Source organism: Nocardiopsis sp. iso_238 (genome assembly GCF_056173325.1).
On sequence record NZ_CM149668.1, the window covers coordinates 6151722 to 6167517 of the forward strand.

General features: G+C 67.3%; 13 protein-coding genes. 6 read left to right on the plus strand and 7 right to left on the minus strand.

The window, feature by feature from the left end; translation table 11 throughout:
• Positions 1-21: 21 nt before the first annotated feature.
• The 4 genes from AC0VYL_RS27605 to AC0VYL_RS27620 form a co-directional block, all read right to left on the minus strand.
• Complete coding sequence (locus AC0VYL_RS27605) at positions 22-1323, minus strand: nucleotide disphospho-sugar-binding domain-containing protein (RefSeq protein ID WP_475457410.1); 1302 nt, start codon at positions 1321-1323, stop codon at positions 22-24.
• 113 nt (positions 1324-1436) lie between these two features.
• Positions 1437-2807: an NDP-hexose 2,3-dehydratase family protein gene (locus AC0VYL_RS27610; RefSeq protein WP_475481917.1), complete on the minus strand. Its 1371-nt coding sequence runs from the start codon at positions 2805-2807 to the stop codon at positions 1437-1439.
• Positions 2804-3916, minus strand: a complete 1113-nt coding sequence (locus tag AC0VYL_RS27615; RefSeq protein WP_475457415.1) for a DegT/DnrJ/EryC1/StrS family aminotransferase — start codon at positions 3914-3916, stop codon at positions 2804-2806. Before AC0VYL_RS27615 ends, AC0VYL_RS27610 begins: the two co-directional genes overlap by 4 nt.
• Positions 3917-4032: 116 nt before the next feature.
• A complete protein-coding gene (locus AC0VYL_RS27620) occupies positions 4033-4650 on the minus strand; it encodes an LmbU family transcriptional regulator (RefSeq protein WP_475457417.1) in 618 nt (205 codons plus the stop codon).
• Positions 4651-4956: 306 nt separating this feature from the next.
• On the opposite strand from AC0VYL_RS27620, the gene AC0VYL_RS27625 reads away from it, so the two are divergent.
• Together AC0VYL_RS27625 and AC0VYL_RS27630 are read left to right on the plus strand one after the other, a co-directional pair.
• On the plus strand, positions 4957-6225 hold the full coding sequence (locus tag AC0VYL_RS27625; protein ID WP_475481918.1) for an activator-dependent family glycosyltransferase: 1269 nt from the start codon (positions 4957-4959) through the stop codon (positions 6223-6225).
• Positions 6226-6251: 26 nt separating this feature from the next.
• The gene (locus AC0VYL_RS27630) at positions 6252-7523 is read left to right on the plus strand and encodes a nucleotide disphospho-sugar-binding domain-containing protein (RefSeq protein ID WP_475457422.1); all 1272 of its coding nucleotides are present in this window, start codon (positions 6252-6254) and stop codon (positions 7521-7523) included.
• A 17-nt stretch (positions 7524-7540) separates the two neighbouring features.
• Here the strand turns inward: AC0VYL_RS27630 and AC0VYL_RS27635 are convergent, their stop codons facing one another.
• The gene (locus AC0VYL_RS27635) at positions 7541-7831 is read right to left on the minus strand and encodes a hypothetical protein (protein ID WP_475457424.1); all 291 of its coding nucleotides are present in this window, start codon (positions 7829-7831) and stop codon (positions 7541-7543) included.
• 96 nt (positions 7832-7927) lie between these two features.
• The gene (locus tag AC0VYL_RS27640; RefSeq protein ID WP_475481919.1) at positions 7928-8422 is read right to left on the minus strand and encodes a GNAT family N-acetyltransferase; all 495 of its coding nucleotides are present in this window, start codon (positions 8420-8422) and stop codon (positions 7928-7930) included.
• 327 nt (positions 8423-8749) lie between these two features.
• On the opposite strand from AC0VYL_RS27640, the gene AC0VYL_RS27645 reads away from it, so the two are divergent.
• Positions 8750-9496: an SDR family oxidoreductase gene (locus AC0VYL_RS27645; RefSeq protein WP_475481920.1), complete on the plus strand. Its 747-nt coding sequence runs from the start codon at positions 8750-8752 to the stop codon at positions 9494-9496.
• A 35-nt stretch (positions 9497-9531) separates the two neighbouring features.
• Here AC0VYL_RS27645 and rfbD read toward each other — a convergent pair whose 3' ends face one another.
• Complete coding sequence (rfbD, locus tag AC0VYL_RS27650; RefSeq protein ID WP_475481921.1) at positions 9532-10398, minus strand: dTDP-4-dehydrorhamnose reductase; 867 nt, start codon at positions 10396-10398, stop codon at positions 9532-9534.
• Positions 10399-10587: 189 nt separating this feature from the next.
• Between rfbD and AC0VYL_RS27655 the strand changes: the two genes are divergently transcribed.
• The 3 genes from AC0VYL_RS27655 to AC0VYL_RS27665 all read left to right on the plus strand — a co-directional run bounded on the left by AC0VYL_RS27655 (position 10588) and on the right by AC0VYL_RS27665 (position 15763).
• On the plus strand, positions 10588-11163 hold the full coding sequence (locus AC0VYL_RS27655; protein WP_475481922.1) for a dTDP-4-dehydrorhamnose 3,5-epimerase family protein: 576 nt from the start codon (positions 10588-10590) through the stop codon (positions 11161-11163).
• Between the two features lie 98 nt (positions 11164-11261).
• Positions 11262-12248: an aldo/keto reductase gene (locus AC0VYL_RS27660; RefSeq protein ID WP_475481923.1), complete on the plus strand. Its 987-nt coding sequence runs from the start codon at positions 11262-11264 to the stop codon at positions 12246-12248.
• A gap of 245 nt (positions 12249-12493) precedes the next feature.
• A complete protein-coding gene (locus tag AC0VYL_RS27665) occupies positions 12494-15763 on the plus strand; it encodes an efflux RND transporter permease subunit (RefSeq protein WP_475481924.1) in 3270 nt (1089 codons plus the stop codon).
• Positions 15764-15796: the final 33 nt, after the last annotated feature.

Genomic DNA, 15796 nt, shown 5'->3' on the forward strand with positions numbered 1-15796 from the left:
ACCACGACACCGGTCGGACGCTCAGACGCGTTCCGACTGGTGTTCTTCTGCTGCTTGTTGGAGTTGGGTGGTGGTGTGGTGGGGGGTGGGCATGGTGTGGGCCTGGTCGCGTAGGCGTTGGGCGGCGTTCTTGTGGGTGGGGTCCGTCAGGAGGCGGTGGAGGTGGTCGTGGATGGTGTCGGGGTTCAGGGTGGGTTGGTCGATGGTGAGTGCGGCGCCTTGGAGTGCGGTGTTGTGGGCCAGTAGGGGCTCGTCGTAGACGTAGAGGGGGAGGATGAGCTGGGGGAGGATGAGTTGGGGGACCGCGTGGACCATGGCGGTGCACAGGGTTCCGACTCCTCCGTGGTGGACGACGGCGTCGCAGGTGGGCAGGAGTGTGTGCAGGGGGGTGGGTCCTGCGGGGATGACGTTGGGGGGTACGTCGGTCAGGGTGGCTTGTTGGTCCGGGGCCAGGGCGGTGACGATTTCGGCGCCGGTGCGGGCCAGGGCGTGGACGAGTTGGTTGAGGGTGAGGCCGGTGGTGGGGTGGAGCCGGTCGAGTGCTGTGGCGCCCAGGGTCAGGCAGACGCGGGGGCGTGTGGGGGGTTGGCGGAGCCATGCGGGGAGGGTGGCTGTGCCGTTGTAGGGGATGTAGCGGGTGGGTTGGTGGTTGATGCCGGGGATGGGGTCCAGGCGTAGGGGTTGGGGGAAGGGGTCCAGGGTGAGGTGGCCTTGGGTGAGGCGTTCGGTGTAGGGGACGTCGTGGCGGTGGGCGGTGGCGGTGAGCCAGCTGGTGAGGGGGTCCTGGCGTTGGTGTGGGGGTTGTTGTTGGAGGGTGTTGAGGTAGTGGTGGCGGGTGCGGCCGAGTAGGTCCAGGCCCCAGAGGTGGCGTACGTGGAGGGCTCCCACGGCTTCGGCGGCGATGGGTGCGGCGTAGGTGATGGGTTCCCAGATGACCAGGTCGGGTTTGAAGGAGCGGCAGAACTCCGTCAAACCCGCGACCATGGGGTCGTTGATGAGCTTCCACCAGAGGAGGACGGAGGACTTGGCCTCCTCGACCAGTTCCTCCCAGGAGAGCCTGTGGGGCGGCGAGTCACCCGGCACGAGCACACCGCTCCGGAGCTCGGCGGCCCTGTCCCCCATCCCCGGTTGGACGGGGAGGTCGAAAAGGCTGTGCAGGATGTGGTCGTTTCCGACGGCGACGGCGGGCAGGCCGGTGGCGGCCACCGTGGGCATCAGCGCGGGCTGGCTGGCCACCACCACCTCGTGCCCCGCCGACCGCAGCGCCCACGCCAACGGCACCATCCCCAGGAAATGCGTCTTCTCCGCATGGGAAGCGATCACTACCCGCATACTCGTCCTGTTCTACGGTCAAAAACCTGAGAAACGCTGAAGCGGGGGCGGGGCCGTCGGGGAACGGCTGCCCGCGCCCCCTGAGGTGCCCGGATCGCGCGCGGTCAGGTACTCCAAAGGGAGTGTGCGCAGGCGACCAGGGTCCTGGCCTCGATGTTGAGGTAGTGCGCGTGTCCGAGCAGTTCCGTGAACTGCCCCAGGGTCACCCAGAGGTAGCCCTCCGGTTCCCGGACGGGCGTCCCCTCATCCACGCGCACGATCCTGTAGCGGGTCTGCGCGTGGTGGAAGCGTCCGCCCTCTTCCGAGAGCACGGTGTCGTACAGCACCCTGTCCCCGTCGTCGGAGAGGGCCTCCTTCAGGAAGGGGGTGTCCGACGACTCCTCCCACGAGCGACCACTCGGGGAGAGCTGGACCGTGGGGGCGTACTCGACGACGTCGGCGAGGCCCGGCTGGGGCAGGGCGTGCGCGAGGACGTGGAGGACGCCCGAAATCGATCGCACCAGGAAGACCGCGAGTCCCAGTCCGCGCGGTTCGAGGAGCGGCTGGGACCACTGGCTGACCTCACGGGTCTCAGCCCTCACCCTGGCGGCGATGACACGGAACTCCTTGCCCGCGTCGTCCCCGATCTCGCTGGATCCCGCGGTCCATCCGGTGACGCGGTTCAGCGGTGTCAGCCTCGGCCCCCAACCACACCGGGTCTTGGCCTCGATGAGGTGGGTGGTCACCTCCTTCATGCTGTGGAGTGCGGGCTCCGGGGAGTCCGGCTCCGTCGCCGCGTGGGACGCCGCGAGCTCCCTTGCCGGGGTCCCGTCGCCGACTCCGGGAGGCGGCCCGAACCCCATGCACGCCAGCACGGTCCGGGCGTCCATGTTGATGAGGTTGTCCGTCCGCAGGAACCGCATCACCTGGTACACGGAGAGCCAGCAGTAGTCGTCGAGGACCGGCACGTCCGGCTCCACACGCACGGCCATGTTGCGGTTGCGCTTGCGCCAGAACCACTGCCCCTGCTCCGACTGGAGCACGTCGGCCACGATGTTCCGTGGAAGCGACCCGTTGAAGTACTCGACGTACGGAGTGCTGCGCCCGCCGTGCACCCCGGTGAAGTTGCTACGGGTCGCCTGGACGGTGGGCGACATCTGGAGGAGGTTGACGTTGCCCGGCTCGAACTTCGCCTGCATGAGCAGGTGGGGTACCCCGTCGAAGTCGGCGGTGAGAATGCCCAGGATGCCGATCTCGGGTTGGTCGATGATCGGTTGTGTCCAGGTCGAGGAGCCGTCGCGGACCTCGATCCCCTCCACCGTGAAGAACCTGCCGCTCTGATGGCCCAGGTTCCCGGTGCCGTGCTCGAAGGACCAGCCCGTCGCCTCAGAGAAGGGCACTTCCTCCACCGAGGCGACACGTGACGCCGTCCGGTCAGCGAGCCAGGCGTGGAACTCCTCGTCGCTGAGGAGGCTCCCCGGATCCTCGAAGGTCACAGGGAGGCCAGGGTCTTGTGCAGGCAGTCGATGATCCGCTCCTGGTCGGACTCGGTCAGGGAGGGGTACATCGGCAGGGAGAAGATCCTCCCGGCGGCGTCCTCCGTGACGGGCAGCGCGCCTTCCTTGTAGCCGAAGTGCGAGAAGCCCGTCTGGGTGTGCACGGGCCACGGGTAGCTGATGTTGAGGGAGATGTCGTACGCCTTCATCCCCTCGATGATTCGGTCGCGCTCGGGGTGCTGCACCACGTACACGTAGTACACGTGGTCGTTGCCCTCCGCGGTGACCGGCAGGACGAGGTCGGTGTCGGCCAGCGCCTCGGCGTACCGGGCGGCCACGGCCCTGCGCCCCTCGATGTAGCCGTCCAGGCGGGTGAGCTTGCGGCGGAGGATCTCGGCGTGCACCTCGTCCAGGCGCGCGTTGAGCCCGTTTCGAGCCACCACGTAGTAGGCGACCTCCTCCATCCCGTAGTAGCGCAGGCGCCGGAGCCCCGCGTCCACCTCGGGGTCGGACGTGATCGTGGCTCCGCCGTGACCGTAGGCGCCCAGGACCTTGGTCGGGTAGAAGGAGAAGGCTCCGGCGCGGCCCATCGAACCGGCGATGCGACCGTGGTGGCGGGCCCCGTGCGACTGGGCGCAGTCCTCCAGGATCTGGAGGTCGTGGCGGCGGGCGAGCTTCTCCAGGGGCGCCATGTCGACACACTGCCCGTAGAGGTGGACGGGGAGGATGCACCGCGTGCGGTCGGTGATGGCGGCCGCCACCTGGTCGACGTCCATGAGGTAGGTGCGCGGGTCGATGTCCACGAAGACAGGGATCGCGCCGACGCGGTCGATCGCCAGGACGGTGGGAGCGGCCGTGTTGGACACGGTGATCACCTCGTCACCGGGTTCGATCCCCATGGCGAGCAGGGCGAGCAGAATCGCGTTCGTCCCGTTGTCGACGCCCGCGCAGTGGCTCACCCCGTGATAGGCGGCGAAATCCTCCTCGAACTGCCCGACTCTCGGTCCCCAGACAAGGTTCCCCGAACTGAAGACCGAGTCGACGGCGTCGAGGATATCGTCACGTTCCTGGTTGTACTCATTGAGGTAACCCCAGACATACGTGGTCATCGTGATATCACTTCCGAGTTCTGTACTGAGAAGAACGGGGCAGGCGAAGCACCGTAGCACTGCCGTCTGGCAGTACCACGGACCGGATGTGGCCCGAGGGATCCGGCCACATCCGTTCAGCTCTCCAGTGGCGGGGCGGTCTTGGCTGCCTCGTTAAGGGTGTTGAGGATCCATTCGAGAAGGTCCTTACTCTCTTGCTCAGCAGCCTTCTGCCAGCGATCGTGCTGTTCTGCGATCAGCGTCAGCCGGATTTTCGGGGAGTCTACTTCTTCTCTCCCTGAGATATCCGCCCGAATCTGCCTGCGCAGCTCGTTGCGGGACCACTTCCACTGTTCCGCTCTCGTCAGCCAGAGTTCCTGCTCCGACTCGGGGAGCCTGGCCACCTCGGCATGGTGCTGGAAGCTCAGCTTCTCCCTGCGTCGGAGCATGGAGAACTTCCGTGCCACCCAGGCGTAGTTGCGCAAGGTCTGGTAGTCCAGGGAAGTCTTGGAGATCGCCGTCTTGTAACGGTCCGGGTAGTGCTCTTGGCCGTAGATGAGCCAGTCGCCGAGCCACCATGCGGAAGCATCGGAGATCACGAAAATCTGGTCTCCGATCCGCTGCCAGGAGTGAAGCGGCATCCCGAGGGGCAGGGCAAGGGAAATTCGCCTCGTGGCGGCAGAGCGGTCCAGAGCTATTCTGTCGAAATCAGCGGGGGGGCCGCCGTTGACAGTAGATCGGGAAAGTCGACTCACTGGAATAGTTTGTCCTCACATGAACTTTCAGCTTCAACCGATCCAAGGAGGACGCCATGCTTGTCAAGCACTTGACGCGCAGCTGTCCGAATGAAACGGAGAAGTGTTTTCGAGCAGAGAAGACCAGTCAGCTTCAAGGACTGTCAAGCATTGCGAACAAAAGTAGACCAGAGCCCACTTAAGGAGGTCTGTACGGAGACTGAACGACCGCTTCCGTGCTGCTCAGGACACGCTGAACCGAAATTCGGGACCGAGTTCACAAAAAGAAACCGAGCCCTCGACAACAATGAGTAAGGAGACGTAACTATGCGCGTGTTGTTTGTTTCGTATGCGGAGAAGACGCATTTCCTGGGGATGGTGCCGTTGGCGTGGGCGCTGCGGTCGGCGGGGCACGAGGTGGTGGTGGCCAGCCAGCCCGAGCTGATGCCCACGGTGGCCGCCACCGGCCTGCCCGCCGTCGCCGTCGGAAACGACCACGTCCTCTACGAACTGAACCGGTGGACCGAACGTCTGGGCGGGAACAGCGGACCCGGGCTGTTCGATGTCGGGCAACGGTGGCCGGAGGAGACCGGGGCGGCGGAACTGCTGGACGGCTACGGCTCGGCCGTCTCCCTGTGGTGGAAGGTGGTCAATGATCCGATGGTGGATGAGCTGACGGTGTTCTGTCGTCAGTGGCGTCCGGACCTGGTGTTGTGGGAGCCGGTGTCCTTCGCGGGGGCGGTGGCCGCTGAGGCGGTGGGGGCGGTGCACGGTCGGGTGTTGTGGGGGATGGATCTGCTGGGGCGGATGCGGGGGCGTTTTCTGGAGGTGCTGGGTGGGCGGGGTCTGGAGGGGGATCCTCTGGCCCGGTGGTTGGGTGATCGCGCCCAGCGGGTGGGGGTGGGGTTCTCCGAGCGGATGACCCGGGGTTTCTTCACTCTGGATCCTCTGCCGCAAGGGGTGGGTCTGGGTGCGGTGGAGGGGGTGGAGCGGGTTCCGGTGCGGTATGTGCCCTACAACGGGCGTGCGGTGGTGCCGGAGTGGTTGCGTGGGGGCAGGGGTGATCGCCCACGCGTGTGTGTGACGTTGGGGACCTCGGCGGTGGAGCGTCTGGGTGGGTACGCGGTGGGGGTGGAGGAGGTGTTGGAGGGTGTTGCGGGTGTGGACGCCGAGGTGGTGGCGGCTCTGCCGGGGTACTCGGGTCGGGTGCCGAGCAATGTGCGGGTGGTGCCCTTCGTGCCCTTGCACGCGTTGGTGCCCGGGTGCGCGGTGTTGGTCAACCACGGTGGTCCGGGGACGTTGCTGACCGGGTTGTCCCACGGCGTCCCCCAAGTCCTCCTGCCCGGACACCACCTGGACGAACCGCTCATGGCCACGAGGTTCGCCGACCTCGGTACCGCCGTCACCACACCCGCCGACCGGGTTTCGGGTGCGGTGGTGCGTGCGGGGGTGGAGCGGGTGCTGGCTGAGGGTTCGTTCGCGCGGTCGGCGCGGCGGTTGCGTGGGGAGATGGCGGCGATGCCCTCTCCGGGACGGTTCGCGGCACAGGTCGAGGACCTGGTCGAACACCACAGGGGCCGGGCGGAGACGGTATGAGCACGGAACGGACGAGTATGCGGGTAGTGATCGCTTCCCATGCGGAGAAGACGCATTTCCTGGGGATGGTGCCGTTGGCGTGGGCGCTGCGGTCGGCGGGGCACGAGGTGGTGGTGGCCAGCCAGCCCGCGCTGATGCCCACGGTGGCCGCCACCGGCCTGCCCGCCGTCGCCGTCGGAAACGACCACGTGATGTCGCTCCTGGCGAGGTCGGTGGACAGCTCGGGCTTCTCGGCCTCCCCCTCGATGAGGCTGAAACACGCTCCGTGGGAGATGGCGTGGCCCGAGATGAGGAACTCCTACAGCGACCTCGTCCTGGGCTGGCTGCGCATGGTGAACATGCCGATGGTCGCGGGTTTGACGGAGTTCTGCCGCTCCTTCAAACCCGACCTGGTCATCTGGGAACCCATCACCTACGCCGCACCCATCGCCGCCGAAGCCGTGGGAGCCCTCCACGTACGCCACCTCTGGGGCCTGGACCTACTCGGCCGCACCCGCCACCACTACCTCAACACCCTCCAACAACAACCCCCACACCAACGCCAGGACCCCCTCACCAGCTGGCTCACCGCCACCGCCCACCGCCACGACGTCCCCTACACCGAACGCCTCACCCAAGGCCACCTCACCCTGGACCCCTTCCCCCAACCCCTACGCCTGGACCCCATCCCCGGCATCAACCACCAACCCACCCGCTACATCCCCTACAACGGCACAGCCACCCTCCCCGCATGGCTCCGCCAACCCCCCACACGCCCCCGCGTCTGCCTGACCCTGGGCGCCACAGCACTCGACCGGCTCCACCCCACCACCGGCCTCACCCTCAACCAACTCGTCCACGCCCTGGCCCGCACCGGCGCCGAAATCGTCACCGCCCTGGCCCCGGACCAACAAGCCACCCTGACCGACGTACCCCCCAACGTCATCCCCGCAGGACCCACCCCCCTGCACACACTCCTGCCCACCTGCGACGCCGTCGTCCACCACGGAGGAGTCGGAACCCTGTGCACCGCCATGGTCCACGCGGTCCCCCAACTCATCCTCCCCCAGCTCATCCTCCCCCTCTACGTCTACGACGAGCCCCTACTGGCCCACAACACCGCACTCCAAGGCGCCGCACTCACCATCGACCAACCCACCCTGAACCCCGACACCATCCACGACCACCTCCACCGCCTCCTGACGGACCCCACCCACAAGAACGCCGCCCAACGCCTACGCGACCAGGCCCACACCATGCCCACCCCCCACCACACCACCACCCAACTCCAACAAGCAGCAGAAGAGTGGCGGGGGTGACGGGGGTGCGTCCTCACTCAGCTCTGGACCGCGGCCTCCCGGCCCTCGGAATCCTCGATCCGCTGGATGATGAAGTCGGCGAACTCCTCAAAAGTCTCGCCCTTGAAATTGACCATGTCCTCAAGTAGCTCCACGTCGTAGAGGTCCTCGATCATGAGGGTCAGCTGGACGACGGCGAAGGAGCCGAGGTCGATCATCGCCTCGGGCTGCGGCAGGTCGTACTGCGGCTCGCTGTGCGTGAACATCAGCACGGTCATGGCCTGGATCTTGATCTGCGACACAAGCTTCTCGCGGTCAATGGAGGACATCTGCTGGAGACCTTTCCGAAGGGAGTTGGATTGTTCCTGGGGGAAGAGTCCGACCCTCGTCGCCGGACACGCGGTGTTCCCCTCTTCCGAGGGGAGTCAGGCTCGCACGAGAACCCGGAGGAAGACCACGCCGATCCTCTCCCAGTCCTCGCGGCGGATCACGAAGGTCCGGCGGCCGGCTGCCCTCTCCTGTTGTTCGGGGGTGAGGTCGGAGGCCTCGGTGAGCATGGACGGGTAGGACGCGATGTCCGAGCTGTACTCCGCCGCGGGCCAGAAGCGGATGAGGGACAGGTCCCATTCCGCGAACAGGTAGTTGATGAGGAGGATGTTGGCCTCGATGCCGAGCCCGTTGACGAGATCGTCCTCGCGAACGAGCATTTCGATCTCGCCCTCACGGGTCTGCGCGTCGACATGGCGCAGGGATGCCAGACCGAGATGGCGTCCGTCCACCGTCTGTTCGACCAGGAACTGCGCCTCGGTGCCGGCGGGTGACCCACCATGCGCCGCGACGAAGGTCTCCATGTCCGGGTGCGTCTCAAGGCCGTACTCGGTAAGAAGGTCCCGCAGGGGCTGCCCTGCGACCGGGGGCACCGGGTGCAGTCTCGCTCGCCTGGTCTGGATGTGCGCGTTGAGCATGGGTCACCAACCTTGGTCTCAATTCCCGCATTGCAGGAAGCACAATGGCGCCACCGCTCCGCGGGAAGCTTCAGAGGGACGCTACCGGCAGCGAGAACACAAAAGAAACCACGAATTCCGCAGGGCCGTCACCCACACGCATTCACTGTCCCGCCAGCGAGACACATGAGAGCGCACCTCTCCCTGGGGCAATAATGATCCCTCCTGTCCGACGAAAAGGTGCAGGACCAGCCGCTTAAGCTGCCGGGATCCAGGCGCGACCGGCGTAATCTAGGAGGTTCGATGGCGCAAGGCGTGGCTCTCATTACCGGTGCTTCCCGAGGAGTGGGTGCCGCGGTGGCGCAACGACTGGCCAAGCACGGGGAGGTTGGCACCGTCGTCATCAACCACCGTGACCGGCACAAGTCGTGGATGGCGCACGCGGTGGCCGCCTCCGTCGAAGCCGCCGACTGCCAGGCCAGAGTCCTCCGGGCCGACCTGACCGACCAGGACGAGACCAGGGCGATGGTCGAGGCCCTGCGGGATGAGTTGGGCAGAGTCGACTGGCTGGTACTCAACGCGAGCGGGGGGCTCGAACCCTGGGTGGACCCGGACTACGCCATGCGGATCAACCTCCGCGCCCAGATCGACCTCGTGGACCTGGTCCTGCCCCTGATGCCCGTGGGCGCGCGGATCACTTTCGTCACCTCGCACTGGGCACACCTCGAACGTTACGAGTCGAACGTGTACTCGAACGTGGCCCGCAGCAAGCGCGCGGGAGAACTGGCCCTGCGACGGTACGCCCGGGAGCTCGCCGTGCGCGGAGTCGCCCTGGCCGTCGTGAGCGGTGACATCATCTCCGACAGCACCATCGCCGTCATGCTTGACAGGCTCAACCCAGGCTGGATCCAGGCGAGGGTCGACCGGGTGGGGAAACTTCCCGACACCGCCGACTTCGCCGAGAGCATCGTGGCGGTGACCACTCCGGACACGCCTCTCCTGCCGCCCGGCCAGGTGTACACGGCCTATGTCGGCAGCACCGACCTTTGAGCTCCTTCCGGCCCCCCGGGCACCCGGGAAGGGGCTCACCCCCTCTGCGGGGCCATCTCCCCGATCGCCTCTGCCAGGGCCTCCTCCCAGGGGCGGAGAGGGCTGAGGCCGAGTTCCGCCCACCTGTCCTGCCCCAGCACGCTGTAGGCGGGCCGGGCGGCCGCGCGGGGGAACCTCTCGTCACCGCAGGGCCGCACCCGCTCCGGATCGGCTCCCGAGAGCCGGAAGACCTCCCTCGCGAGGGCGAACCACGTCGCCTCTCCGCCGTTGGTGCCGTGAAACACGCCGCTGGCTTGCGGGAGCCCTCCGAGGAGGACGATCCGGCGAGCGAGGTCCCGGGTCCACGTGGGCTGGCCGACCTGGCCGTCCACCACGTCCACCGGCTCGTCACCCGCCGCCAACCGCCGCATCGTCGCGACGAAGCTGCGCCCGTGCGCCCCGTAGAGCCACGCCGTGCGCAGGATGAGCCCGCGGTCCGGCAGCGTCCGCAGCACCGCGTGCTCGCCCTCCAGCTTGCTCTCCCCGTAGACGGACCCCGGGGAAGCCGCATGCCCCTCCGGATAGGGAGTGGACCGGTCCGATCCGGAGAAGACGTAGTCGGTCGACACCTGCACCAACCTCGCACCGTTCCCGGCGCAGGCCGACGCGAGGTGGGCCGGGCCCCGCGCGTTGAGCCGGCGTGCCTGATCGGAGTCGGACTCAGCGGCGTCGACGTCAGTGTAGGCGGCGCAGTTGACCACGGTCTCAGGGGCGAACCGCGCGCACGCGGCGCGCACGGCCTCGCCGTCGGTGATGTCCAGGTCCACCCGCCGGAGGGCGAACACCTCCTCGCCCGCCCGTTCCAGCTCTTCCACCAGGTCGTTGCCCAGACTGCCGCCCGCTCCGGTGACCATCCAGCTCATTCCGTGTTCCTCCCCTGGTCGCCCGCTCTTGGCCGGTTCCGTCCTGGTGAGCCGCGCGCCGGGCCAATACCCTGCGCATTGTTCGCTCCGAGCATGTCCGCACAGGTGTCGCCCGGTTGTCGAGGACTCCCGTTCGACCGCAGAGGCCAGGAGGCAGTACCCAGAATGCAGGCACGAAGACTAGCCGTCGTGGGCGCGATCGAATTCACCACGACCGTGTTTCCCGACGACCGCGGTGTCGTCGCCTCGCATTTCCACAAGGACCCCTTCACCGGCGCCGTGGGACGCGGGCTGTTCCCGGTCGCCCAGACGCTCCACAGCCGTTCCCGCGCGAACGTGATACGCGGCATCCATTACACGTCGGCACCACCGGGAGCGGCGAAGTACGTCTACGCCTCACACGGGCGCTCGCTCGACATCGTGGTGGACATCCGTGTCGGGTCCCCCTCCTATGGAGTCTGGGACGCGGTCGAACTCGACCAGGAGTCCTTTCGCGCGCTGTACCTTCCGGTCGGGGTGGGCCACGCCTTCGTCTCCCTCGAAGAGGACACGGTCATGACCTACCTGTTGTCGACGACCTACGCCCCCGACCAGGAGATGGCGCTGTCGCCGCTCGACCCCGGTCTGGACCTGCCGATACCGCGCGATGTCAGACCCCTCCTGTCGAGGCGGGACCTGGAGGCCCCCACAATGGCGCAGGCGAGGGACCAGGGTGTCCTCCCCCTCTACTCGGAGTGCGTCAGGTTGGAGTCCGCCTGGGTCTGAGGCCCCGGGCTCCCCGTGCCCGGACCCGCCCCGCGTTCCCGCACACCCACCCCGCTTCCGACCCCATCGCCCGCACAGGACAACCCACAGGGATGACCATGCAGTACACACGCCTCGGACGGACAGCACTCCAGGTGAGCCGACTGTGCTTCGGCACGTTGAACCTCGGTGTCAACCTGCCCAAGCCCGACAGTTTCGCGCTCCTGGACGAAGCACTGGACGAGGGAATCAACTTCGTCGACACCGCTGACCAGTACGGATGGCAGGTCCACCGCGGCTGGACCGAGGAGCTGCTCGGGGAGTGGTTCGCCCTGGGGGGCGGTCGACGGGAGAAGGTGGTGCTGGGCACCAAGGTATTCACCCCCATGAGCGACTGGCCGAACGACGGCGGCCTCTCGGCCCGGCACATCATCACGGCCTGCGAGGCCTCTCTCCGGCGCCTGGGGACGGACTGGATCGACCTCTACCAGATGCACCACGTGGACAGGAACGCCCCCTGGGAGGAGGTGTGGCAGGCGATGGAGACCCTCGTCCAACAGGGCAAGATCCGCTACGTCGGCTCCTCCAACTTCGCCGGTTGGCACCTTGTCGCGGCGCAGGAGGCGGCGAACCGTCGCCACTTCCTGGGGATCGTCTCCGAACAGTCCTGCTACAACCTCGTACGCCGCCACGTGGAGCTGGAGCTGATCCCGGCCGCCCAGGCCTACGGCATCGGCGTCGTCACGTGGTCGCCGTTGCACGGAGGGCTCCTCGGGGGTGCCCTGCGCAAACTGGCGGAGGGGACCGCGGTGAAGACGGCGCGGGGGCGGGCCATGGACGCGCTGCCCACCCTGCGACCGACCATCGCGGAGTACGAGAGGCTCTGCGACGCGCACGGCCAGGAGCCAGCGGACGTCGCCATGGGGTGGGTGCTCTCCCGTCCGGGCGTGACGTCGACGGTCATCGGCCCCCGGACCTCCAAGCACCTGAGGAGCGCCCTGCGCACCCTGCAGGCGGAACAGGACCCCGCGTTGACGCACGAGTTGGAGCAGCTGTTCCCGCCGGTCGGCAACGGGGGACCCGGCCCCGAGGCCTGGGCCTGGTGAAGCCGCCCACGGGCTTCCGGGTACCGCGCCGCCCGCCAGGGATTCTCCTTATTACAGTTTCACCCGCGATGTGCGAGTAAAATCTCCTATCCGCTTGACGTGCCGGAATAGCCAGGGACGCGCAAGAAGCCCCCCGCCCCGAAGAGGACTCAGCGAAACCCCATGACACAAAGGACAAAGAGGACAGGAGCGACAGCGGTCGCCACAACCTGCGGACCAAGAATCCCGGGCGAGGTGCGCCCCTCGTGAAAAGCCTCGTCCATTTCTCAATCCGCCACAAGTCCGCCATCATCATGCTGGCGATTACCGCGGTCATTTTCGGACTCGTTTCCGTGAACACCGCCAAGCGCGAGCTGATGCCGTCCATGGAAATGCCCATGGTCATGGTGGACGCTCATTACCCGGGGGCTTCTCCCCAGGCGGTGGAGAAGGAGGTCACCATCCCGCTGGAGCAGGCGATCCGCGAGGTGCCGACCGTCAGCTCCATCAGCTCCAGCTCCTCCGAGGGACACTCGCGGATCACCGCGGAGTTCGAGTTCGGCGAGTCCAGCGCGGAAGTGCTCCAGAGCATCCAGAGGGCGACCGACCAGGCCGCGTCCACCCTGCCGGACGACGTCGAGGCCTTCTCACAGTCCTTCAGCGCCGTGGACATCCCCATCGTCATGCTCGCTGTCAGCGGCGATGAGGACGGGCAGGAACTCGCCCAGCCGCTGGAGCACCAGGTCGTCCCCGAGCTGGAAGCCATTCCCGGCGTGCGTTCGGTGACCGTCAACGGGATCAGGGACCAGAGCCTCGCGGTGACGGTGGACCCCGACGCGCTCGACGACGCGGACCTCGACCCCTCGGACGTGCTCTCCTCGCTTGTGGACAACGGCCTCAGCACCCCGGGCGGGCCGATCCAGGAGGACGGAGGCACGTTCAACCTCACCGCGAACTCCTCCCTGAACGCGGTCGAAGAGGTGGAGGACGTCTGGATCACTCCGCAGAGCGCGATCTCGTCCTCCGCCTTCTCCGGGGAGAACGACGTCCCGGACCCGGTCCGGCTCAGTGACGTGGCCGAGGTCGATATGGTCACGGACGCGGAGACCACGCTGACGCGGACCAACGGCGCCCCCAGCCTCGGCGTGATCATCACCAAGACGCCCGAGGGCAACACCATCGAGATCTCCGACGCCGTGCGGGACCAGATCGACGAGTTGGAGTCGTTCCTGGGCGAAGGCGCGCAGATCACGGTGGTCTTCGACCAGGCGCCCCAGATCCTCGACTCCGTCTCCTCGGTGATCGAGGAGGGAGCGCTGGGCATCGCCTTCGCGCTCGTCGTCATCCTGCTCTTCCTGCTGTCCGTCCGCTCGACCGTGGTCGTGGCGGTCTCCATCCCCCTGGCCCTGCTGCTGGCCGTCGGCGGGACGCACCTGATCGGGTACTCCCTGAATCTCGTCACCCTGGGCGCCATCGCGGTCACGGTCGGACGGTTGGTGGACGACTCGATCGTCGTCCTGGAGAACATCAAGCGCCATCTGGCCTCAGGGCAGGACAGACTCCGCGCGGTGCGCGACGGAACGCTGGAGATCACGACGGCCGTGGCCTCCTCCACCGTGGTCACCCTCCTGGTCTTCCTCCCACTGCTGTTCGTCACCGGGATCACCGGTGAGGTCTTCAGGCCCTTCGCGGCGGTCGTGATCCTCGCCCTGATCGCCTCCCTCCTGGTGGCCCTCACCGTCATCCCCGTGCTGGCTCTCTTCTTCCTCAAGCGGGTCCCGCGGTCCTCGGGGGAACCCGGAGCCGAGGGCGCCGAACCGGAGCCCTTCGCCGTACGCCTGACGCCGTTCCAGCGCGCCTACCGGGCGATCATCGTCTGGTCCGTGTCGCACCGGGCGCTCACCGTGGCGGCCGGGGTGCTGCTGGTCGCCCTGACCATCGGTATCTCCGTGTCCCCCTGGCTGAAGACCGACTTCATCGGACAGGAGACCTCGAACACCTACCAGGCCGTCCAGGAAATGCCCGCGGAGGCCACTCTGGAAGAGGCCGACGAGGAGGCGGCCAAGGTTGAGGAGCAACTCGCCAGGGCCGCATGGATCGAGTCGTACCAGGTCACGGTAGGAGGGAACACCGTGATCGCCTCGCTGGGCGGGGCCGGTGCCGGAGACACCACCTACAACATCACCACGAACCCCGACGGAGACCAGGAAGCGTACTGGGACCAGCTGGAGGACCTGTTCACGGCGGTGGACACCGAGTACCCCGTCGTCCTGGACGACGGCAGCGGGGACGGCACCACCGGGGTGTCCGTCAACGTCAGCGCACTCGACCCCGAAATCGCCGAGGAGGCGTCGAAACAGGTCGTCGAGGCCCTCGAAGGGATCGACGGCCTGACGAACACGCGCAGCAACACGAGCGAGACCGTCAGGTCCTACGAAGTCGTGGTCGACGGCGAGGAAGCGGCCGAACGGGGTCTGACGGAGGGAGCCGTCGGCCAGGAGGTCTACCAGGCGTTCCAGGGGATCGAGGTCGGCAGCGCCACGATCGACCACGTCACCCGCGACATCTTCCTGTACCTGGACGACGAACCGAGCACCCTGGCCGACGTCGAGGACATCCGGATCGCCACACCCGCAGGCGGGACGGTACGCCTCTCCACCGTCGCGTCCGTTGAGGAGACCACCACTCCGTCCGAGCGCCTCCGGGTCGACAACGTCGCGACCGTCACCGTCACGAGTTCCCCGACCGGCGACGACCTGGGCCAACTGACCGCCCGGATCTCCGACGAGCTTGACGCGCTCGACCTGCCGCACGGGGTCACGACCGAGATGGGCGGCGTCAGCGCCGAACAGGACGAGGCGTTCGAGCAGATGTTCTACGCCATGATCGCGGCGCTGGCCATCGCCTACATGGTCCTCGTGGTGACCTTCCGCAGCATGGCCCAACCGCTGGTCCTGATGGTGTCGGTGCCCTTCGCGGCGACCGGGTCCATCGGCCTGCTGCTGATCACCGGCATCCCCCTGGGCGTTCCCGCGCTCATCGGTCTGCTGATGCTCATCGGCATCGTCATCACCAACGCCATCGTGCTGATGGACCTGGTCAACCAGTATCGTGCGGGCGGCATGGAGCTCCGCGAGGCAGTCATCGAGGGCTCGATCCACCGGCTCAGGCCGATCGTGATGACCGCGGTGTCCACCATCGCGGCTCTGCTCCCGTTGGCCCTGGAGATGACCGACAGCGCCGGTGCGTTCATGACCCAGCCCCTGGCCGTGGTCACCATCGGCGGGCTGGTCTCCTCGACGGTCCTGACCCTGGTCTTCGTCCCCGTCCTCTACACCATCGTCGAGAACCGCAAGCTTCGGCGGGCGGAGCGACGGGCGACGAAGCCGCAGCGGCGGCAGGCGAAGGCGGAGCGTCGGCAGGAACGACGTGCCGCCAGGACCCGGCGGCGGGAGGAACGTCGATCCGTCAGGGCCGAGGCCTCCGGCGCCGGGAAGGAAGGCAGCGACCACACCCCTGAGGGCGACGCGGACTAGGAACGGGTCTCCCGACAGGACGTGTCAACGGCG